The following is a 20377-nucleotide window of genomic DNA, read 5'->3' on the forward strand; positions in this document are numbered from 1 at the left end:
TTTAAAACGCAAACCTTTTTTTAAAAAAATCGCGTGGTATCAGGCGCTTGCGTGAACGCACCGCTTACAGCGGCACGCCCAGGCGCTTGGCAACTTCTTCGTAGGCTTCGATAACGTCGCCCAGGCCCTGACGGAAGCGGTCCTTGTCCATCTTCTTGCGGGTCTCTTTGTCCCACAGGCGGCAGCCGTCCGGGCTGAACTCGTCGCCCAGCACGATCTGGCCATGGAATACGCCGAATTCCAGCTTGAAGTCGACCAGCAGCAGGCCGGCGTCATCAAACAGCTTGCTCAGCACTTCGTTGACTTTCAGCGACAGCTTTTTCATTTCGGCCAGCTGCTCGGCAGTGCCCCAGCCAAACGCGACAACGTGGGATTCGTTGATGAAGGGGTCGCCCTTCTCGTCGTTCTTCAGGAACAGTTCGAAGGTGGACGGCTCCAGCTTGATGCCCTCCTCCACGCCCAGGCGCTTGACCAGGCTGCCGGCGGCGTAGTTGCGCACCACGCACTCGACCGGGATCATGTCCAGCTTCTTCACCAGGCACTCGTTGTCGCCCAGCAGCTTGTCGAACTGGGTCGGCACACCGGCTTCTTCCAGTTTCTGCATGATGAAGGCGTTGAACTTGTTGTTCACCATGCCTTTGCGGTCGAGCTGTTCGATGCGCTTGCCGTCGAACGCCGAAGTGTCGTTACGGAACAGCAGGATCAAGCGGTCGGCGTCGTCGGTCTTGTAAACCGATTTGGCCTTGCCGCGGTAGAGTTCGTCGCGTTTTTCCATGATTGGGCTCCGCTTGCTTGAGGTGTTGGGCTAGGCGATTTCACGCCAGTCGAGCCCGTGTTCCTGATTCGCCACCTGGAGCCAGTCCGGGTCGCACCCAAGGGTGTCGACGAAGCACTGGCGAGCCAAGTGTGGCAGGTTGTTCTTGCTGCTGAGGTGGGCCAGCACCAGGTGTTGCAGGTTGCTCCAGCCCAACTCGTGTACCAGGCGCGCGGCCTGGTGATTGTTCAAATGTCCTTGCATGCCACCCACCCGCTGCTTCAGGAAGGCCGGGTAGTGACCGCGTGCCAGCAGGTCGCGGCAGTGGTTGGCCTCGATCAGCAGCGCATCCAGGCCCTGGTAACGCTCCAGCAGCAGCGCGTCGTACGAGCCCAGGTCGGTCAGCATGCCGAAGCGCCGCTGGCCGTCGCTGACCACGTACTGCAGCGGCTCGTAGGCGTCGTGCTCGACCCGCGCCGCGGTCACTTCCAGGCTGCCGATACGCAGGCTTTGGCCACAAGCGAGAAAACCGGCCACCTCCACCGGCTTGCGCATGCCGCGCAAGGTCCCCTGGCTGAGGTAGACCGGTACATTGTAGCGCCGTGACAGCAAGCCGACCCCATGCACGTGGTCGGCATGTTCGTGGGTGACCAGTACCGCACTGAGCTGTGCCGCCGACACGCCGAGCAGCGCCAGGCGCCGCTCGGTCTCGCGCAGGGAGAACCCGCAATCGACCAGGATGAACGTGTCACCACTGGCGATCAGCGTGCCGTTTCCCTGGCTGCCGCTTCCGAGTACCGCGAAGCGCACTTAGCCCAGGTGGTCCTGAATGGCGCTCAGCACGCGGCGGGCGACATCGGCCGGGGCCACAGTGTTGATGTTCTTCTCGACCGTGACCTGCACGCTCTCACCCACCTTGCTCAGGCGAACCTGGTAGCGCTCGGCACGGGCTTCACGCTCTTCCTTGGTCGGTTCGCTGCCGAACATGCGGCCGAAGAAGCCAGGCTGGTTCTGCTTGTCTTCAGGCTTTTCAGACAGGTTGATGTAGTACAGGCCAAGGCTGCGGTTGATGTCCTCGACACGCCACTCGCCCCCCTGCTCCAGGGCACGACCCACGCTGGACCACGCGCGGTCCAGGTCGGCGCCCAGGTACAGCACCGGGTTGCCGCTGCCGTCTTCGCTCAGGCTGACGCGGCTTGGCGCATCGAAATCGCGCGCGGCCAGCAGCGATACCGAACCGCCCTTCTCGGCGCTGCGGTTCATGCTGGCAAGCATTTCGTCGACCAGCAGGGCATCGGCACCGGTGTTGCTGGAGGTGGACGGGAAATCGGGCTCGGCAGTGCTGCCGGCCGGGCGCTCGACGCTGACCACATACACCTCGGAGGTGTTGCGCTGCACGCCAGGCTCCATGCGCACACGCACGCGCACTTCACTGTCAGCGCTGCTGGCAGTGCTGGCCAGGCGCTGGCCGAGCGATGCCGACAGTTCGTCGAAACGCTGCCAGGTGGTGTTGAATTCGCCGGTCTGCGGACGCTCTTCGGCGATGCGGAAGCCGTTGTCCTCGAAGAACTGGCGAGCCACCGGCCATACTTCGGCCGGCGAATGCTGGGCCAGCACCCAACGGCTGCTGCCGCTGCGCTGCAGGCTGTAGTCGGTAACCTGGGCGGCGCCACCGGTCATCGGTTGCGGGCGAGGCACCTCGAATTCGCCGGTGGCGCTGTCGTCGGCGACGTTGCGTGGGATCGGCAGCAGCGGGTCAAGGCGCTTGACGTTGCTGGCGTCCGGCGGCAGCTGCATCGGCGCAGTCGGGCGCGCTTGCAGGTAATCGCTGCCGCGGTCGCGGAAATAGCCATCCTCGCCCCACAGCCAGCCACACCCACTGGTGCTGGAAATGATCAGGGCAAGGGCGGAAAGACCAGCCAGTCGCTTCATGCGGTGTACTTCCTCTTAAACCAGTACGCCGGACTGGCGCAAGGCAGTACGGACTTTTTCGTGGCAGCCTTCGCTCAGCCAGGTCAGCGGCAGGCGAATGCCTTTGTGCATCAGGCCCATTTCGACGAGCGCCCATTTCACCGGGATCGGATTGGACTCGCAGAACAGGTCCTTGTGCAGCGGCATGAGTTTTTCGTTGATTGCGCGGGCCTTCTCGGCATTGCCCGCAAGGGCGGCCTCGCACAGGTCGGCCATTTCGCGCGGGGCGACGTTGGCGGTGACGGAGATGTTGCCTTTGCCGCCCATCAGGATCAGCTCGACGGCGGTCGGGTCGTCGCCGGACATGACGATGAAGTCTTTGTCGACGCCATCGAGGATGGCCTTGGCGCGTACCAGGTCGCCGGTGGCTTCCTTGATGCCGATGATGTTCTTGACCTTCGACAGGCGGATCACGGTATCGGCCTGCATGTCGCAGGAGGTGCGGCCGGGTACGTTGTAGAGAATCTGCGGGATGTCGACGGCTTCGGCGATGTGCTTGAAGTGCTGGTACAGGCCTTCTTGCGTCGGCTTGTTGTAATACGGTACCACCAGCAGGCAGGCGTCGGCGCCGGCATTCTTGGCGTTCTGGGTCAGGTGCACGGCTTCGGCAGTGGAGTTGGCACCGGTGCCGGCGATGACCGGGATGCGGCGGCTGCTGCGCTTGACGCGCTCAACCACGTGCTTGATGACCAGGATGTGTTCTTCGACATCCAGCGTGGCGGACTCACCGGTGGTGCCGACAGCGACGATCGCATGGGTGCCGTTTTCCAGGTGGAAGTCTACAAGTTTGTCGAGGCTGTCCCAGTCAAGACGCCCTTGTGCATCCATGGGAGTGACCAATGCCACCATACTGCCCGCAATCATGTAACTGCTCCTGCCGGAAAAAGAGAGCGGTAATGGTACTGGGGGCATCGGCCTTGCACAAGCGAAGCAGGCGGGCGGAGCATTCCCCTCGGCGCCTTATTTCGCTACCCTTGATGCTTTGATCGGTGCAGCGCGGCCCGCCGGGCCGTCGACCTTGCTCCCCGCCAGCGTCCACGACCTCGCATGCGAGCCCCGGGCCCTGCCGACAGGAGGCTTTCGCCCGTCCTGTGCCGACCGCTCATCGCTTTAGGAATGCTGCATGTCCACCCCCACCGTCCGCGAACAATTCCTTGTCATCAGTGCCCTGGGCCCGAACCCCATGGAACTGGCCAACGTCCTCAGCCGCGCTGCGTTCGAGAACCGCTGCGCGGTGGTCACCTCGCGCCTGAGCCGCCACGGCGAGACCAGCGCCCTGGTACTGCAGGTAGGTGGCAGCTGGGACGCCCTGGCACGCCTCGAAGCCATGCTGCCGGGCCTGGGCAAGAAGCACGGCCTGACCCTGGACGTGGTGCGCAGCGCCGACCAGGAAGTGCGCCCGCAGGCCCTGCCCTACGTCGCCTACGTCAGCGCCGCCTACCGGCCGGACATCATCAACGAGCTGTGCCAGTTCTTCCTCGACCACCGCGTCGAGCTGGAAGCCATGACCTGCGATACCTACCTGGCACCGCAGACCGGCAGCAGCATGCTCAACGCCCAGTTCACCGTGATTCTGCCTGCCGGCACCCAGATCAGCTGGCTGCGTGACCAGTTCCTGGACTTTGCCGATGCCCTGAACCTCGATGCGCTGATCGAGCCATGGCGTCCACAGAACCCAATGTAAGGAAACCAACCATGGCCGTAGCACTCGACCAACCCGTTGCCGACTTCCAGGCCCAGGCCACCAGCGGGCAAACCGTCAGCCTGGCCGAGCTCAAGGGCCGGCAGGTGGTGGTGTACTTCTACCCGAAGGACAGTACCCCGGGCTGCACCACCGAGGGCCAGGGTTTTCGTGACCAGCACGATGCCTTTGCCGCAGCCAACACCGTGGTGTTCGGCGTGTCGCGCGATGGCATCAAGTCGCACGAGAACTTCAAGGCCAAGCAAGGCTTCCCGTTCGAGCTGATCAGCGACAAGGACGAAGCCCTGTGCCAGCTGTTCGATGTGATCAAGCTGAAGAAGCTGTATGGCAAGGAATATATGGGCGTTGACCGCAGCACCTTCCTGATCGACAAGGACGGTGTGCTGCGCCACGAATGGCGCGGGGTGAAGGTGCCAGGGCATGTGGATGCAGTACTGGCTGCTGCCCAGGCCCTGAACAAGGCTTGAGATCGTTGGGGGCGCTTTGCGCCCCTTTCGCGACACAAGGCCGCTCCTACAGGAAATCGCGTATCCCTGTAGGAGCGGCCTTGTGTCGCGATGGGCTGCAAAGCAGCCCCAAAATTACAGCATCGGTGACACACTAGGCTCCTGCCGCGGCCAGGCATCCAGCACGGCCTTGATCAAGGTCGCCAGCGGGATGGCAAAGAAGATCCCCCAGAACCCCCACAACCCGCCAAACAGCAACACCGCGCAAATGATCGCCACCGGGTGCAGGCTCACCGCCTCGGAGAACAGCAGCGGCACCAGCACGTTGCCGTCCAGCGCCTGGATGATCGCGTACACCGTCATCAGGTAGATGAACTGGTCACCCCAGCCCCACTGGAACAGTGCGATCAACGTCACCGGCACGGTCACCACAACCGCGCCCACGTAAGGCACCACCACCGACAGCCCCACCAGCAGCGCCAGCAACGCGGCGTAGTTGAGCCCCAGGCTGATGAAGGCGATGTAGGTGGCAATGCCGCAGATCAGGATCTCGATGCCCTTGCCGCGGATGTAGTTTGCGATCTGCCGGTTCATCTCGCTGCCCACCCGGTTCAGCAGGCTGCGCTGACGTGGCAGGTAGCCGCTGACCCAACGGCCGATCAGTTCGCGGTCCTTGAGAAAGAAAAACACCAGGATCGGCACAAGCACCAGATAGATCATGGCGTTGACCAGCAGCGGCAGGCTCGATAGCGAGAAGGTCAGCGCCCACTGGCCGAACTTGCCGATTTCCCCGCGCACCGACTCGATGGCATGCAGCACCTGCTCGTCCGACACCAGGTGCGGATAGCGCTCGGGCAACAGCAACAGCAGCGACTGCCACTTGCCGAGCATGCCCGGCAGCTCGTTGAACAGGGTGATCAACTGGTGCCAAAGCAGTGGCACCAGCACCAGCATGAACACCGCCAGCGCGCCCATGAACAGGGCGAACACCAGCATCACCGCCAACCGGGTGGGTACCCGCAAGCGCTCCAGGGCATTGACCAGCCCCTGCATCAGAAACGCCAGCACCATGCCCGCCAGCACCGGCGCAAGCATGCCACCCAGGGTGAGTACCGCAGTAAAAGCCAGGAACAACAGGACCGCCAGCACCACCGCTTCCTCATCGGAGAAGTAGCGCTGCATCCAGTCGCGAAGCACTTTGAACATTGACGATCCTTGGAAAGACTCAGGCCTTGCGTAGCCAGTAAGTGTAGGTACCGGCCTCGGCCGTTTCCCGCAGCAGGGTATGACCGGCCAACTGGGCGAAAGTGCGGAAGTCGCGCTGGGAGCCGGCGTCGGTGGCGATTACCTTGAGCACCGCGCCGCTGGCCAGGCGGTTGAGCTCCATCTTGGCCTTCAGCAGCGGCAAAGGGCAATTCAGCCCGCTGGCGTCCAGTTCGGCGTCACAGGTCAGGGTTTCACTCATTGCGGAACTCTCCAAAGGCATTACCAGGCTGTATCTGGATTTGGCCGGCTAGGATAGCGCCACTGGTCGCCAACGTGTGAGCCCGCTACAGTAGGTATCTTTGACCGACGCGAGCTTCATGCATGAATCTACTGCGCCCTACCCTGCTGACGCTGGCCTGCCTATTGGCCCTTCCCGGCCATGCTGACGACCTGCCATCACTGGGTGATGCCAGTTCCGCGATCGTCTCGCCGCAACAGGAGCACCAGCTCGGCCGTGCCTGGCTGAGCCTGCTGCGCGGCCAGGTCAACCAGCTCAACGACCCGCAGCTGAAGGACTACGTCGAGACCAGCGTGTACCGCCTGGCCGAAACCAGCCAGCTGCAGGACCGCCGCCTGGAATTCATCCTCATCGATAGCCGTGAGCTCAACGCCTTTGCCGCCCCGGGCGGCATCGTCGGGGTAAACGGCGGGCTGTTCCTCAACGCCCAGACGGAAGGCGAGTACGCCTCGGTACTGGCCCACGAACTGGCGCACTTGTCGCAGCGCCACTTCGCCCGCGGCGTCGAGGCCCAGCAGCGCATGCAACTGCCGATGATGGCGGCGCTGCTGGCCGGTATCGTGCTGGCGGCCGGTGGCGGCGGTGATGCCGGTATCGGTGTGATCGCCGGCACCCAGGCGGCGGCGATCCAGGAACAGCGGCGCTTCTCGCGGCAGAACGAACAGGAAGCCGACCGTATCGGCATCCAGAACCTGGAAAAGGCCGGCTACGACCCACGCAACATGCCGACCATGTTCGAGCGCCTGGCCCGGCAGTACCGCTACGACGCCAAGCCGCCGGAATTCCTGCTGACTCACCCGGTAACCGAGTCGCGTATCGCCGACACCCGCAACCGTGCCGAGCAGGCCCCCAAGGGCGGCGTCGAGGACAGCATGCGCTACCAGCTGATCCGTGCCCGGGTGGCGCTGACCTACGAAGGCACCCCGGGGCTGGCGGCCAAACGCTTCCGCGCCCAGCTGGACGAAGACCCCAAGCTGGACGCCGCGCGTTACGGCCTGGCCCTGGCGCAGATCAAGGGCGGCCAGCTGAACGAGGCGCGTGAACTGCTCAAGCCGCTGCTGGCCAAGGCGCCCAACGACATTACCTACAACCTGGCGCAGATCGACCTGGACATCACCAACAACCGCCTGGCCGACGCGCAGCAGCGTGCTGAACGCATGCAGGGGTTGTACCCGGGCAACTACCCGCTGAAGCAGGTGCGTGCCGATCTGCTGGTGAAACTGAACAAGCCCGCCGAGGCGGAAAAGGTGCTGAACGAACTGGTGAAGAGCCGGCCGGATGACCCGGACGTGTGGTACGACATGGCCGAAGTGCGGGGCCTTTCGGGCAATACCATTGGCTTGCACCGGGCGCGGGCCGAGTACTTCACCCTGGTGGGCGATTTCGACCAGGCCATCCAGCAGCTGGATTACGCCAAGCGCCGGTCGGGCGGGAACTTCCCGCTGGCAGCACAGATTGACCAGCGCCAGCGCGAGATCATGGAGCAGAAGCGCATGGTTCAGGAAATGATGGGGCGTTGAGGGCCATTCGCGGGCACGCCCGCTCCCACAGGTACTGCACCGCTTGTAAGGGCGGTGCAGTACCTGAGGGAGCGGGCGTGCCCGCGAAGAAAGCGACTCGGTCTGGCGTCAGGCGTTACCGGACAACTTCAGGCGCGCTGCCTGGGTAAAGTCCAGCATCCGGTTCAACGGCTTGATCGCCTTCGGCACCAGCGCCGGATCGACAAAGATCTCGTTCGTGCCATTACGCAGGCAATCCAGTACACGCTCCAGGGTGTTCATCGCCATCCACGGGCAGTGCGCGCAGCTGCGGCACGCCGCGCCGTTACCGGCGGTGGGGGCTTCGACGAACTCCTTGTCCGGGCACAGCTGCTGCATCTTGTAGAAGATGCCGCGGTCGGTGGCAACGATGAAGGTCTTGTTCGGCAGGGTCTGGGCAGCCTTGATCAGCTGGCTGGTGGAGCCCACCGCGTCGGCCAGCTCGATCACCGCTTCAGGCGACTCGGGGTGCACCAGAATCGCCGCATCCGGGTACAGCGCCTTCATGTCGGCCAACTGCCGTGACTTGAACTCTTCGTGAACGATGCAGGCACCGTCCCACAGCAGCATGTCGGCACCGGTTTGCTTCTGGATGTAACGCCCCAAGTGCTGGTCCGGGCCCCAGATGATGGTTTCGCCGTTGTCCATCAGGCTTTCGACGATTTCCAGCGCGCAGCTCGAGGTCACCACCCAGTCGGCACGGGCCTTCACGGCTGCGGAAGTGTTGGCGTAGACCACCACGGTGCGCTCGGGGTGCTGGTCACAGAAGGCCGAGAACTCTTCCACCGGGCAGCCCAGATCGAGCGAACAGGTGGCCTCCAGGGTGGGCATCAGCACGCGCTTTTCCGGGGTTAGGATTTTCGCCGTCTCGCCCATGAAGCGCACACCGGCAACGATCACGGTTTCGGCCGGGTGGTTCTTGCCGAAACGGGCCATTTCCAGCGAGTCGGACACGCAACCGCCGGTTTCTTCGGCCAGCGCCTGGATGACCGGGTCACAGTAATAGTGGGCGACCAGCACGGCGTTCTGGGCCTTGAGCTCGGCAGCGATGGCCGCACGGTATTCGGCCTCCTGCTCGGCTGTCAGCGGGTTTGGCTGCTTGGCGTCGAGGTGGGCCTGAACCAACAGGCGTTCGGAAATCTGGGTCATGATCGCTGGACCTGCAGGCGCGTGCGCGCGTCAAATCGAGTGTATCACCCGGCCCTGACAGATCGGCTAAGGGTGCCGGACGGCCCAAAGGCCGCCACGGCCCTCTGCGGGCGCGGATTATTATCGGAGGCCGAAGGCTACAGACAATCCAGCGAATTCTAAAGTGGTTTTTGTGTTGCCTGTGCTGGCCCTATCGCCGGCAAGCCAGCTCCCACAGGATCACTACTGCCAGCAACATTTGTGCAATCCCTGTGGGAGCCGGCTTGCCGGCGATAGGGCCGGTACAGGCTTAGCCGATCAGCCCTGCGGCGACAGGGCCGCCAGCTGCGCCGCCATGAGCATGGCGAACTCTTCCACGGTCATCTTCTTGCCGTTGAAGTCGACCATGCCGTCGGCATAGTGCAGGCTGCTCACCACATCATTGCCCTGCACAGTGGCCATGCCGCTCTGCAGCGCCATCATGCCGACCATTTCCCCGGCCTGGCTCGATTGCATGGCAATGACCTGGGCGTCGGTCTGGCCATCCAGCAGTGCCTGCAAGGTTGCCAGGTCACCGATCATCGGCTTGGACAACGACAGCTTGCTCTTCACCTCGGTGATAAGTTGCTTGCTCAACTGGTCAGGCGGCAGGTCGAAGCTGGCCGGGGCGGCGAAGCCCATCGACAGGTCGAAGCGGCTTTCACCATTGGCAGTCCTGAACGACAGGTTTTCCACCGCCACCCGGGGCTTGGCAGCCAGCAGTTTCTGCAGCTCGCCCTGGAACCTGGCCTTCTCCTCATCGTCCATCTGGATTTCCGGCACCGGCTGGCCAGCGGCAGCTGCGGCCTCGAATTCCGGCAGGTGCGCCTGGTACCACGTCGACAACGCCTGTAGCGCCGGCGCGTTGACCGACGTGATGCTCACCGCCATCTGCGCCTTGCCCACCGCACGGCCATCCCAGGTGATATCCCCGACCTTGTACTCCACGCGGCCACCCACGGTATCCGGGCCCTCAAGGGTTTGCAGGGCGTTCTGCTCCAGCCCCTTGACCACCAGCACCTGCTGTTTCGGCCCCAGGGTGACCTTGGTTTCGGCCAGTGCCAGGTCGACGTTGCCAACGTAGATGGCCTCGTGCGCGGTGGCCGCCAGTTGGCCGCCGACCTTCAGCCCATTGAGCTCGAAGGTGGCAGGCGGCTGGTCATCGCGTACCAGTTTCATCACGAACCGATCGGCCTGGCCGTGGAAGCTCGAGGCCTTGCCTTCCTGGTCACCACTGACTTGCAGTTGCATGCCCGAGAAGTCGAGGCTGTTGCCATCCGCTTCGTCGAGCTTGACCGGGGCCAGGTGCACCTGGCTGACCACATTGCCGTCGTAGCCCAGGCTGGTCTGTGCGCTGACCGGGGCCTGCTCGCCCGCTGCGGCGAACCACGGCGCGGTGGCGTCGTCCTTCTGCAGCGTGCTGTTGCTGACTGCCAGCACCGGCATCAGCTTCAGTGCCTTTACCCGCGACCAGGGGAACGGGCCGTGCTCGATCTGGTCGGTCACGCCAACGTCGAAATTCACCACTTCGCCTTCGCCCAGGTTGATATCGCGGGCCTTGAGCCGGTACTGGGCGGTACTGCTGAAGAAATGCTGCTCCAGCGACACCCGTTCGATGCTCATGCTGCCACCGGTGCTCACCAGGGCCTTCTTGAGTTCCGCGTTGCTGCGGACCAGGGCGTTGTCCAGCTCCGCAGGCAGCTGCTTGCCGGTGTACCAGGCGCCAGCGGTGGTTGCGACGGCGATGGCGATAGCCAGGCCGGAAAGGATGCCAACTGATTTCTTCATGAATAGAACCGATTGCTGTCCATATGGGCTTCGTAGGCGGCCAAGGGCCACACAGGACGCCAAGAGTACCACTGCCGCCCAGCCCTGGCGCTGGCCAGGCTCGAGAAATCCGGTTTTTGGGAAACGCCTGACAGACCTGCCAAGGGAGACCGGCATTCGTTAATTTTTGCGAACACCAAAATTGATCACAACCGCAAAAAAACGCGCAAAAACCGAACAAAACCCCACTTTAATCGATAAATATTTCAATCCAGCAACATCTTGTCATGTTTAACTTGACACCAAGCTACCCATCGTTTTTTATTTTCACCACTTTGCGCGCTCCCCGCGCCCCCGCTGCTCCAACAATAAAGGTGAACAACATGGAGCCCACCCGCTCGCCCTTGCCGCATGCGCAGTACACCGTGCCCGCCGTTTACGCCCAGCCGCAGGAGCCATGCCAGCATGCAGCCTGACCACAGCGCTTCCGGCAACGGCCAACTCCGTAAAACCCTGCGTCTCTGGCACGTGATCATCATCGGTCTGGCCTACCTGACCCCGATGACCGTGTTCGACACCTTCGGCATCGTTTCCGGTATAACTGCCGGCCACGTACCCAGCGCCTACATCCTGGCACTGGCCGGGATCCTGTTCACCGCCGTGAGCTACGGCACCCTGGTAAGGCGCTTCCCGCAGTCGGGCTCGGCCTATACCTACACCCAGCGCGCGATCAACCCGCACGTCGGCTTCCTGGTCGGCTGGTCGTCGTTGCTGGACTACCTGCTGCTGCCAATGGTCAATGCGTTGCTGGCCAAGCTGTACCTTTCGGCCATGTTCCCGGAAGTACCGGAGTGGATGTGGGTGGCCGGCTTCGTAACCCTGATCAGCCTGATCAACATGCGCAGCGTTAACCTGGTGGCGCACTTCAACCTGCTGTTCGTGGCCGTGCAGGTGGCGATCATCGCCGTGTTCATCTACCTGTGCGTGCGCGGCCTGGACCAGGGTGAAGGGCTAGGTACCGCCTGGAGCCTGCTGCCGTTCGCCGACAATCAGACCCAGCTCAGCGCCCTGGCCGCCGGTGCGACCATCCTGTGCTTCTCGTTCCTCGGCTTCGACGCGGTGACCTGCCTGTCCGAAGAAACCCGCGACCCGGGCAAGACCATCCCTCGCGCGATCTTCCTCACCGCCCTGATTGGCGGCCTGGTGTTCATCACCGTGTCGTACTTCATCCAGGCCTACTTCCCGACCATGTCCCGCTTCCACGACCAGGAAGCGGCACTGCCGGAAATCGCCCTGTACGTCGGCGGCAAGCTGTTCCAGTCGATCTTCATCGCCTGCACCGTGATCAACACCATCGCCTCGGGCCTGGCCTCGCAGACCAGCGTGTCGCGCCTGCTGTACGTGATGGGCCGCGACAATGTGATCCCGGCCAGCCTGTTCGCCCGCCTGCACTCGCGTTACAAGACGCCAGTGCTGAATATTGCGGTGGTGGGGCTGATTTCACTGTCGGCGATCTTCTTCGACCTGGTTACCGCCACCTCGATCATCAACTTCGGTGCGCTGGTCGCGTTCAGCTTCGTCAACCTGTCGGTGATCAACCACTGCTATCTGCGTGAAGGCAGGCGCCAGGGACTTGCCAACCAGCTGACGTACCTGGTGGCTCCGACCATCGGCTTCTGCATCATCGTCTCGCTGTGGCTGGACCTGAACGCACACTCGCTGCTGTTCGGTGGCGTCTGGGCACTGCTCGGCCTGCTGTACCTGGCCTGGCTGACCAAAGCCTTCAGGGACTCCCCACCCAACTACATCGCTGAATGACCCATGCTGCCGACAACGCCCGCGCCTGATCGCGGGCGTTGCATTTGATCGAAAAGGAAAGCCCTCATGCCGCTGCGTCGCCTCTCCATCCAGTGGAAGATCACCCTGCTCGCCGGCCTGTGCCTGCTGGCCATTGTCGCCCTGCTGGTAACCACATCGCTGGCCCAGGCGCGGCGCAGCGCGGCATTGGTCAACCAGGCCAATACCGAAATGCTCGACAGCAGCGCACGCCTGCGCCTGCAGGCCCATGCCGAAACCCAGGCCCTGCGCATCCAGCGCTATTTCATGGACGCCTACCAGTACGGCAATGGCTTTGCCCGCCTGGTGCAGGTGCTCAAGGCCCGTGGCGGCAACGACCTGCGCGCCGAACTGACGCGCCAGGCCCGCGCCAGCCTGGCCGGCAACCCGGATGTGATCGGCCTGTACCTGGTGTTCCAGCCCAACGCCCTGGACCCGGACAGCCAGTACCTCGGCCAGGATGCAATGGGCAGCAACGAGAGCGGGCGCTTCTCGCTGTACTGGTCACAACCCCGCCCCGGCACCCTGGAGCTTGAAGCCATGCCGGAATCGATGCTCGGTGACGCCAGCATCGGCAGCAACGGCGTGGCGAAGAACCGCTGGCTGACCTGCCCGCAGGATACCGCCAGAACCTGCATGCTCGAGCCATACCTCGACGAGGTGAATGGCCGCCAGGTACTGATGACCAGCATCGCACTGCCGCTGCTGGAGCACGGCAAGGTGGTCGGCGTGGTCGGTCTGGACATCGGCCTGGCCAACCTGCAGCAGTTGAGCGTGGACGGCCGCCGGGAGCTGTTCGACGGCCAGGGCCAGGTCAGTATCGCTAGCGCGGCCGGCCTGCTGGCCGGCAACAGCCGCGACGACAGCAAGCTCGGCGAGCCCATGGACAAGGTGGTAGCCGACGGCCTGCTGCGTGTTGCCCACCCGTTCACGCCAATCCCTGATGCCGCCCCCTGGCAGGTATTGCTGGAACTGCCGGAAAGCGTGCTGCAGGCGCCAGCCGTCGCCCTCAACCAGCGCCTGGATGCGCACAACCACAGCGCCAACCTCACCAGCCTGCTGGTTGGCCTGGGCGCTGCGGTAGTCGGTTTGCTGCTGGTGTGGCTGACCGCACGCGGGGTGACCCGGCCAATCCTGGCCGTGGCCGCGCGCCTGGAAGACATCGCCAGCGGCGAAGGCGACCTTACCCGCCGCCTGGAGTATGCCCGCCAGGACGAACTGGGCCAGCTTACCGGTTGGTTCAACCGCTTTCTCGACAAGCTGCAGCCAGTCATAGCCCAGGTCAAAGGCTCACTGCAGGAAGCCCGCGGCACCGCCGACCAGTCGGCAGCCATCGCCAGCCAGACCAGCACCGGCATGCAGCAACAGCACCGCGAAATCGAACAGGTGGCCACCGCCGCCAATGAAATGAGCGCCACCGCCCTGGATGTCGCCCATAACGCCTCGCAGGCGGCCCAGGCCGCACGCGCTGCCGACCAAGCCAGCCGCGAGGGCCTGCAGCTGATCGACAGCACCCGGCAGGGCATCGACCGCCTGGCCGCTGGCATGAACACCGCCATGGACGAGGCGCGCGCGCTGGAAGGCCGCAGCGGGCAGATCGGATCGGTGCTGGAAGTGATCCGCACCATTGCCGAGCAAACCAACCTGCTGGCGCTCAACGCCGCCATCGAAGCCGCCCGTGCAGGCGAAGCCGGGCGTGGTTTTGCCGTGGTGGCAGATGAAGTGCGTGGTCTGGCCCAGCGTACCCAGTTGTCGGTGGAGGAAATTCGCCAGGTCATCGAAGGCTTGCAGCAAGGCACCCAGGATGTGGTGGGCGCGATGCAGGAAGGCCAGCGCCAGGCCCAGGACAGCGCCGCGCGGATGGAACAGGCGCTGCCGGCGCTACAACGTATTGGCGAGGCAGTGGCAGTGATCAGCGACATGAACCTGCAGATTGCCTCGGCGGCTGAAGAGCAGAGCGCAGTAGCCGAAGAGGTGAACCGCAATGTGGCTGGCATTCGCGATGTGACCGAATCGCTGGCAGGCCAGGCCGATGAGTCAGCGCGGATCAGCCAGGCCCTGAACCGGCTGGCCAACCAGCAGCAGGCGCTGATGGAGCAGTTCCGCGTCTAACCTGTCAGGGCCAGTGCGCCTTCTTCGCGGGCATGCCCGCTCCCACAGGAAATGCCCAGCCCTTCGGGGTGGCGCCATACCCTGTGGGAGCGGGCGAGCCCGCGAAGAGGCCCCAACAGGCAATACAGCATTATTGATTTTATCGAGCACAACCTATGCAAAACCCAACTCGCCCCACCTTCTTCGACATCAGCAGCGAACAGGGCCTGTTACGCACCTCGATCGCCGTCACCCTGTTCATCGCCGTCATCGGCATCGCCTTCGGCCTGGCCTCCGGCTCGTTCTCCATCGTGTTCGACGGCGTCTATTCGCTGGTCGATGCCAGCATGAGCGGGCTGTCGCTGGTGGTGGTCAGGCTGATTACCGCCCATACCACCAGCGTGCAGATGTCACGCAAGTTGCGCGAGCGCTTCACCATGGGCTTCTGGCACCTGGAGCCGATGGTGCTGGCGCTCAACGGCATCCTGCTCAGCGGCGTGGCCATCTATGCGCTGATCAACGCCGTCAGCAGCCTGCTGCAAGGCGGGCGCCACCTGGAGTTCGGCATCGCCATGGTCTACGCGGTGCTGACCGTGATCGCCTGCGTGACCATCGCTGTTGTCGAGGCCCGCGCCAACCGCAAGCTGGGCTCGGACTTCGTGCGCATGGACGTCAAGGGCTGGGTGATGTCGGCCAGCATCACCGCCGCGCTGCTGATCGCCTTCTGCTTTGGCTATGCGGTGCAAGGCACATCGCTGGAGTGGGTATCGCCGTATATCGACCCGGCGGTGCTGGCGCTGGTCTGCCTGGTGATCGTGCCGTTGCCGATGTCGGTGGTGCGCCAGGCCCTTTCGGAAATTTTCCTGGTAACCCCTGGCGACCTCAAGCTGCACGTGGATGAAGTCGCCAAGGCCTTCGTCGCACGCCATGGGTTGCAGTCGTACCGCGCCTATGTGGCCAAGGTCGGGCGCTCGCGGGAGATCGAACTGTATTTCATCGTGCCGAAGGCCATGGCCGCGAAGACCATCGATGAATGGGATGCGTGGCGCAACGAGATCGGTGATGCCGTGGGTGGTGAAGGGCCGGACCGCTGGCTGACGGTGGTGTTTACCGGGGATCCGGAGTGGGCTGAGTAAGCTGGGGGCGCTTTGCGCCCCTTTCGCCGGCAAGCCAGCTCCCACCTCGACCGCATTAGCCCCAAGTCATGCGCAAGCCCTGTGGGAGCTGGCTTGCCTGCGATGAGGCCAGTACAAGCAGCCGAAAACGAAAAAGCCCGCCACCGTTACCGGTAGCGGGCTTTGACGTACTGCATATGGTGGGTCGTGTAGGATTCGAACCTACGACCAATTGGTTAAAAGCCAACTGCTCTACCAACTGAGCTAACGACCCGTCGGATGGCGCGTATAATACTGATTTCTAACGGGAAATCAACACCCCATCAAACTTTTTTCAAAAATACCGCGTCGGATCTTCGACTCCGGCGGCCTTGAAGCCGTCGGCACGCAGGCGGCAGCTGTCGCATTTACCGCAGGCACGGCCGTCATCATCGGCCTGGTAGCAGGAAACGGTCAGGCTGTAGTCCACGCCGCGAGCCATGCCGGCCTGCACGATCTGCGCCTTGCTCATGTTCTGCAGCGGCGCCTGGATGCGGAAGCCCTGCCCTTCGACGCCAGCCTTGGTCGCCAGGTTGGCCATGCGCTCGAAGGCTTCGACGAACTCGGGGCGGCAATCGGGGTAGCCGGAGTAATCCACGGCATTCACACCAATGAAGATGTCACGGGCTTCCAGCACCTCTGCCCAGCCCAGGGCCAAGGACAGGAACACAGTGTTGCGCGCCGGCACGTAGGTGACCGGGATGCCTTCACCCGGGGTTTCCGGTACGTCGATGCTGCTGTCGGTCAATGCCGAGCCACCGATGCCGTCAAGGTTCAGGCCAATCACCCTGTGCTCGACCACGCCCAAGTCACGGGCAACGCGGGCGGCGGCGTTCAGTTCGGCGCGGTGGCGCTGGCCGTAGTCGAAACTCATGGTGTAGCAGCTGTAGCCTTCGGCCTTGGCCATGGCGACCACGGTGGCCGAGTCCAGGCCGCCGGACAACAGGATTACTGCGCGTTTGTCGGTCATGTGTGCTTGCTCCTCAATCAACGTCCGGGTTCGTCGTTCCACAGCAGCTTGTGCAGCTGCAGCTGGAAGCGTACGGGCAGGTTGTCGGCGACGATCCAGTCCGCCAGCTCGCTGGCGTTCACCTGGTGGTGGCTGGGCGAGAACAACACCTCGCCGGCACGCTCGGCCAGGTTGTACTGGATCAGCTTGGAGACCGCCCAGTCATAGTCCTCACGGGAACAGATGACGAACTTGACCTGGTCGTTGCGGGTCAGCTGCTCGATGTTCTCGTAGCGGTTACGGTGCGACTCTTCGGAGCCTGGGGTCTTCAGGTCGACCACGCGGCTGACGCGGGTGTCGGTGCCGGCAATATCCAGCGCGCCGCTGGTTTCCAGCGACACCTCGTAACCGGCGTCACACAGGCGCTGCAACAGCGGCAAGGCGTTGGGCTGGGCCAATGGCTCGCCGCCGGTGACGCAAACGTAGCGCGGCTTGAAGCCGGCGACCTGCTCAAGGATCGAATCGAGGGTGCGAACGGTGCCGCCACTGAAGGCATAGGCACTGTCACAGTACTGGCAGCGCAGGGGGCAACCGGTGAGGCGCACGAATACCGTGGGCAACCCAGCCGTTCGCGTTTCACCCTGCAAAGAGTAAAAGACTTCGGTGATGCGTAATGTGTCTTGCATGCTCGCCACGGGCGTGACAGCTAAACAGGCTGCCCGCCTCCGTCAGGCACTGTCGCGGACTCGACATAGCGTTATCCGCAGCAGCGTGTTTACGAAAAAAGGGCATTGATTCTAACGAAAAAACCCGCGACAAGCGCGGGTTTCTTTCAAGCGGTACTGTTTAGAGCTTCTGCAGGTCACGCTGGGCCAGTTGCGCGGCCGAGGTGCCGGGGTACTGGGTGATGACCTGCTGCAGGATACCCTTGACCTTGTCGGTGTGGCCCATGCGGCGCTCGACGTCGGCCAGCTTGTACAGCGAATCCGGCACCTTGCTGTGCTTCGGATACTTCTGGCTGACCTGGGCGAAGGCCTGGCTGGCAGCCGGCAGGTCGCCCTTGGCCAGGTTCACTTCACCCAGCCAGTACTGGGCATTGCCGGCGTATTGGCTGTTGGGGTACTTGCGCAGGAAGGCGTTGAACGCCTGGCTGGCCTTGTTGAAGTCTTTCTGCTTGATCAGGTCGAAAGCGGCATCGTAGTAGAGCTTTTCTTTCGCCGGATCACCGGGCTCGCTACTGGCGGCCGGTTGTTGCGCAGCAGCACCTGCTGCTGCATCGGGGGCGGCATTGGATGCACCACCACCGGAGGAATTGTCAGGGGTCGCGGCAGGCGCGGCGCCACTGTTGATGCGACGGTCCAGGTCCTGGTAACGCTCCAGGTTTTCCTGCTTCATGCGCGACACATCGTTCTGCAGCTCTTCGATGATGCCTTGCTGGCGGGAAAGCTGATCCTGCATCTGTTGCAGCTGCATGAACAGCTGGCCCTGTGCAGAGGCAGGGGCCGAAGCCCCTGACCCGGCATAGGCGCCGCTCGTGCCATAACCCGCAGGCGGATAGCTGCCTGCGTTGTCATCAACTACAGGGACCTCAGCCCAGGCCGCAAGCGGCAGGCTGAGTGCGAGGACGGTTACTACACGGCGGCCCATACGCATAAGAACTTACTTACGCAGTTCTACGCGACGGTTCTGAGCCCAGGACTGCTCGTCGTTGCCAGTGGCAACCGGACGCTCTTCACCGTAGGAGACCAGTTCCAGCTGAGCAGGGGAAACGCCCTGCAGAACCAGGTAACGCTGAACGGCCTTGGCACGACGCTCACCCAGAGCCATGTTGTACTCGCGGGTGCCGCGCTCGTCGGTGTTGCCTTCCAGGACAACGCGGTTGCCGTTGGCTTTCAGGTCCTTGGCGTGAACGTCCAGGGCGCGCATGGCTTCTGGCTTCAGGTCCGAGCTGTCGTATTCGAAGTAGAAGGTGGTGATTGCGCGCAGGGCAGCTTCTTCGCTCAGGGAGCCGTCAACAGCGCCAGTGTTGGCACCGTAGCCAGCGTTCGGATCTACAGCAGCGCCTTCGCCTGCGTTGTCACCGCCCTTCGAGGAGCAACCTACAGCTACGGCCATGGCCAGAGCCAGCGCAGCAAATTTACCAAACTTCAGCATTTCCATCGTGAAACTCCTAATGAAACCCCAGTGTGTTAAGCAAAAGTATTACGCCGCAATCAGTTCAGGTAAGGGGACCAGGACGGTTCTCTGACTTCGCCTTGAGCGGTAGGAAGTGGGAGCCTCACGCGGCCATTAAGCGACACGAGCATCAAGACTCCCCGGCCCTGCTGGCGGGTGGCGTAGATTAGCATGGTGCCGTTTGGCGCAACAGTGGGAGACTCATCAAGACTCGTTTCAGAGAGAATCTTTACACTTCCGCGTTGCAAATCCTGGGCCGCAACTTTGAAGTTGGTGAAGCCCTGCTGGCGATGGATCATCACCAGGGTCTTTTCGTCCGCCGACAGTTTCGGGTTGGCGTTGTAGTTACCCACGAAAGTTACACGCTCGGCACCACCGCCACCGACCGACTGCTTGTAGATCTGCGGCTTGCCGCCACGGTCGGAGGTGAAGTACAGGGTGTTGCCATCCTTGCCCCAGAACGGCTCGGTGTTGATGCCCGGGCCAGCGGTGACACGGCTGATCTGGCGCGAAGCCACGTTCATCACGTAGATGTCCGGGTTGCCGTCCTTCGACAGCACGAACGCCAGGCGCGTGCCATCCGGCGACCAGGCTGGCGCACCGTTCAGGCCTTCGAAGTTGGTGACCTGCTCGCGGCGACCGGTATCGATGTGCTGGACGAAGATGCGCGGACGCTTCTGCTCGAACGAGACATAGGCGATGCGCTTGCCATCCGGTGCAAAGCGTGGCGACAGGATCGGCTCGCGCGATTGCAGCAGGGTGACCGCACGTGCACCGTCATAGTCCGAACGCTGCAGGGTATAGCGGGTGTTGTTGGTGGAGAAGCGCTCGGCCGTCACGTACAGCATGCGGGTGGAGAACGCACCCTTGATGCCGGTGAGCTTCTCGAACGACTGGTCGGCAATGTAGTGGGCCATGTCGCGCAGCTGGTCGACGCTGCCCGCCACGCTACCGGTCAGCACTTGCTGCTCGGTGGCGACGTTGAACAGCGCGTATTGCACCTGCAGGCGACCGCCCGACGGCACGATGCTGCCAACCATCACGTACTGCGCACCCAGCGCTTTCCAGTCACGGAAGATCACTTCGCTGGCCTGGGACGGCTGGCTGATCATGTTCTGCCGCGGAATCGGCGAGTAGTAGCCGGAGTTGCGCAGGTCGTTGCCGATGATGTCGGCCATGTCTTCCGGCAGCACGCTGCCGCCCTGCAGACCGAACGGCACTACCGCGATGGGCGTGGCCCGGTCGCTGCCGCTGGTGACCAGGATGTTCTTTTCCTCTGCCACGGCCATGCCTGCCACGCAGCACAGCATGACCAGCAGTCCT

19 protein-coding genes and 1 tRNA gene are annotated in these 20377 nt (G+C 63.1%); 6 read left to right on the forward strand and 14 right to left on the reverse strand.

Going from position 1 to position 20377, the window contains the following annotated elements; all coding sequences use genetic code 11:
* Nucleotides 1-64: 64 nt before the first annotated feature.
* From purC to dapA, 4 genes are read right to left on the reverse strand one after another with little or no spacing between them, the layout of a single operon-like run.
* Nucleotides 65-775 carry a phosphoribosylaminoimidazolesuccinocarboxamide synthase gene (gene purC, locus AC2T3R_RS19865; RefSeq protein ID WP_004375217.1) on the reverse strand — a complete coding sequence of 237 codons (711 nt, stop codon included), beginning with the start codon at nucleotides 773-775 and terminating at the stop codon, nucleotides 65-67.
* Nucleotides 776-805: 30 nt separating this feature from the next.
* A complete protein-coding gene (locus tag AC2T3R_RS19870) occupies nucleotides 806-1564 on the reverse strand; it encodes an MBL fold metallo-hydrolase (protein ID WP_015271459.1) in 759 nt (252 codons plus the stop codon).
* Nucleotides 1565-2686, reverse strand: a complete 1122-nt coding sequence (gene bamC / locus AC2T3R_RS19875) for an NlpB/DapX family lipoprotein (RefSeq protein WP_004375223.1) — start codon at nucleotides 2684-2686, stop codon at nucleotides 1565-1567. It abuts the gene before it with no gap.
* A gap of 15 nt (nucleotides 2687-2701) precedes the next feature.
* Nucleotides 2702-3589 (reverse strand): 4-hydroxy-tetrahydrodipicolinate synthase, encoded by an 888-nt coding sequence (gene dapA, locus AC2T3R_RS19880; RefSeq protein ID WP_486744162.1) that lies wholly within the window; start codon nucleotides 3587-3589, stop codon nucleotides 2702-2704.
* Nucleotides 3590-3848: 259 nt separating this feature from the next.
* Here dapA and AC2T3R_RS19885 point away from each other — a divergent pair, with 259 nt between their 5' ends.
* Nucleotides 3849-4409: a glycine cleavage system transcriptional repressor gene (locus AC2T3R_RS19885; RefSeq protein WP_013973793.1), complete on the forward strand. Its 561-nt coding sequence runs from the start codon at nucleotides 3849-3851 to the stop codon at nucleotides 4407-4409.
* 11 nt (nucleotides 4410-4420) lie between these two features.
* A complete protein-coding gene (locus AC2T3R_RS19890) occupies nucleotides 4421-4894 on the forward strand; it encodes a peroxiredoxin (RefSeq protein ID WP_004375231.1) in 474 nt (157 codons plus the stop codon).
* Between the two features lie 114 nt (nucleotides 4895-5008).
* Here AC2T3R_RS19890 and AC2T3R_RS19895 read toward each other — a convergent pair whose 3' ends face one another.
* Nucleotides 5009-6079 (reverse strand): AI-2E family transporter, encoded by a 1071-nt coding sequence (locus tag AC2T3R_RS19895; RefSeq protein WP_015271461.1) that lies wholly within the window; start codon nucleotides 6077-6079, stop codon nucleotides 5009-5011.
* A 19-nt stretch (nucleotides 6080-6098) separates the two neighbouring features.
* Nucleotides 6099-6338, reverse strand: coding sequence for a sulfurtransferase TusA family protein (locus AC2T3R_RS19900; protein ID WP_004375233.1), 240 nt, complete (start codon nucleotides 6336-6338; stop codon nucleotides 6099-6101).
* Nucleotides 6339-6460: 122 nt separating this feature from the next.
* Here AC2T3R_RS19900 and AC2T3R_RS19905 point away from each other — a divergent pair, with 122 nt between their 5' ends.
* Entirely contained in the window at nucleotides 6461-7897 is a 1437-nt protein-coding gene (locus AC2T3R_RS19905) for a M48 family metalloprotease (RefSeq protein ID WP_013973796.1), read from the forward strand.
* 108 nt (nucleotides 7898-8005) lie between these two features.
* On the opposite strand, the gene nadA is transcribed toward AC2T3R_RS19905, so the two are convergent.
* On the reverse strand, nucleotides 8006-9064 hold the full coding sequence (nadA, locus tag AC2T3R_RS19910) for a quinolinate synthase NadA (protein ID WP_003254747.1): 1059 nt from the start codon (nucleotides 9062-9064) through the stop codon (nucleotides 8006-8008).
* A gap of 297 nt (nucleotides 9065-9361) precedes the next feature.
* A complete protein-coding gene (locus AC2T3R_RS19915; RefSeq protein WP_486744163.1) occupies nucleotides 9362-10870 on the reverse strand; it encodes a YdgA family protein in 1509 nt (502 codons plus the stop codon).
* Nucleotides 10871-11314: 444 nt separating this feature from the next.
* Between AC2T3R_RS19915 and AC2T3R_RS19920 the strand changes: the two genes are divergently transcribed.
* The 3 genes from AC2T3R_RS19920 (at nucleotide 11315) to AC2T3R_RS19930 (ending at nucleotide 15912) form a co-directional block, all read left to right on the forward strand.
* Nucleotides 11315-12667 (forward strand): APC family permease, encoded by a 1353-nt coding sequence (locus tag AC2T3R_RS19920; RefSeq protein ID WP_013973798.1) that lies wholly within the window; start codon nucleotides 11315-11317, stop codon nucleotides 12665-12667.
* Nucleotides 12668-12733: 66 nt separating this feature from the next.
* The gene (gene mcpU / locus AC2T3R_RS19925) at nucleotides 12734-14797 is read left to right on the forward strand and encodes a methyl-accepting chemotaxis protein McpU (RefSeq protein WP_486744164.1); all 2064 of its coding nucleotides are present in this window, start codon (nucleotides 12734-12736) and stop codon (nucleotides 14795-14797) included.
* 155 nt (nucleotides 14798-14952) lie between these two features.
* Nucleotides 14953-15912: a cation diffusion facilitator family transporter gene (locus AC2T3R_RS19930; protein ID WP_015271466.1), complete on the forward strand. Its 960-nt coding sequence runs from the start codon at nucleotides 14953-14955 to the stop codon at nucleotides 15910-15912.
* A gap of 177 nt (nucleotides 15913-16089) precedes the next feature.
* Here the strand turns inward: AC2T3R_RS19930 and AC2T3R_RS19935 are convergent.
* The 6 genes from AC2T3R_RS19935 to tolB all read right to left on the reverse strand — a co-directional run bounded on the left by AC2T3R_RS19935 (nucleotide 16090) and on the right by tolB (nucleotide 20364).
* Nucleotides 16090-16165, reverse strand: a tRNA-Lys gene (locus AC2T3R_RS19935).
* A gap of 60 nt (nucleotides 16166-16225) precedes the next feature.
* Complete coding sequence (queC, locus tag AC2T3R_RS19940; protein WP_486744165.1) at nucleotides 16226-16900, reverse strand: 7-cyano-7-deazaguanine synthase QueC; 675 nt, start codon at nucleotides 16898-16900, stop codon at nucleotides 16226-16228.
* Nucleotides 16901-16917: 17 nt separating this feature from the next.
* Complete coding sequence (gene queE / locus AC2T3R_RS19945; protein WP_015271468.1) at nucleotides 16918-17565, reverse strand: 7-carboxy-7-deazaguanine synthase QueE; 648 nt, start codon at nucleotides 17563-17565, stop codon at nucleotides 16918-16920.
* 160 nt (nucleotides 17566-17725) lie between these two features.
* Nucleotides 17726-18532 (reverse strand): tol-pal system protein YbgF, encoded by an 807-nt coding sequence (gene ybgF, locus AC2T3R_RS19950; protein ID WP_023662947.1) that lies wholly within the window; start codon nucleotides 18530-18532, stop codon nucleotides 17726-17728.
* A gap of 6 nt (nucleotides 18533-18538) precedes the next feature.
* The gene (gene pal, locus AC2T3R_RS19955) at nucleotides 18539-19039 is read right to left on the reverse strand and encodes a peptidoglycan-associated lipoprotein Pal (RefSeq protein ID WP_003254755.1); all 501 of its coding nucleotides are present in this window, start codon (nucleotides 19037-19039) and stop codon (nucleotides 18539-18541) included.
* A gap of 53 nt (nucleotides 19040-19092) precedes the next feature.
* Nucleotides 19093-20364 (reverse strand): Tol-Pal system beta propeller repeat protein TolB, encoded by a 1272-nt coding sequence (tolB, locus tag AC2T3R_RS19960; protein ID WP_038408273.1) that lies wholly within the window; start codon nucleotides 20362-20364, stop codon nucleotides 19093-19095.
* Nucleotides 20365-20377 lie beyond the last annotated feature (13 nt).

Source organism: Pseudomonas sp. PVC-5-1 (genome assembly GCF_057444345.1).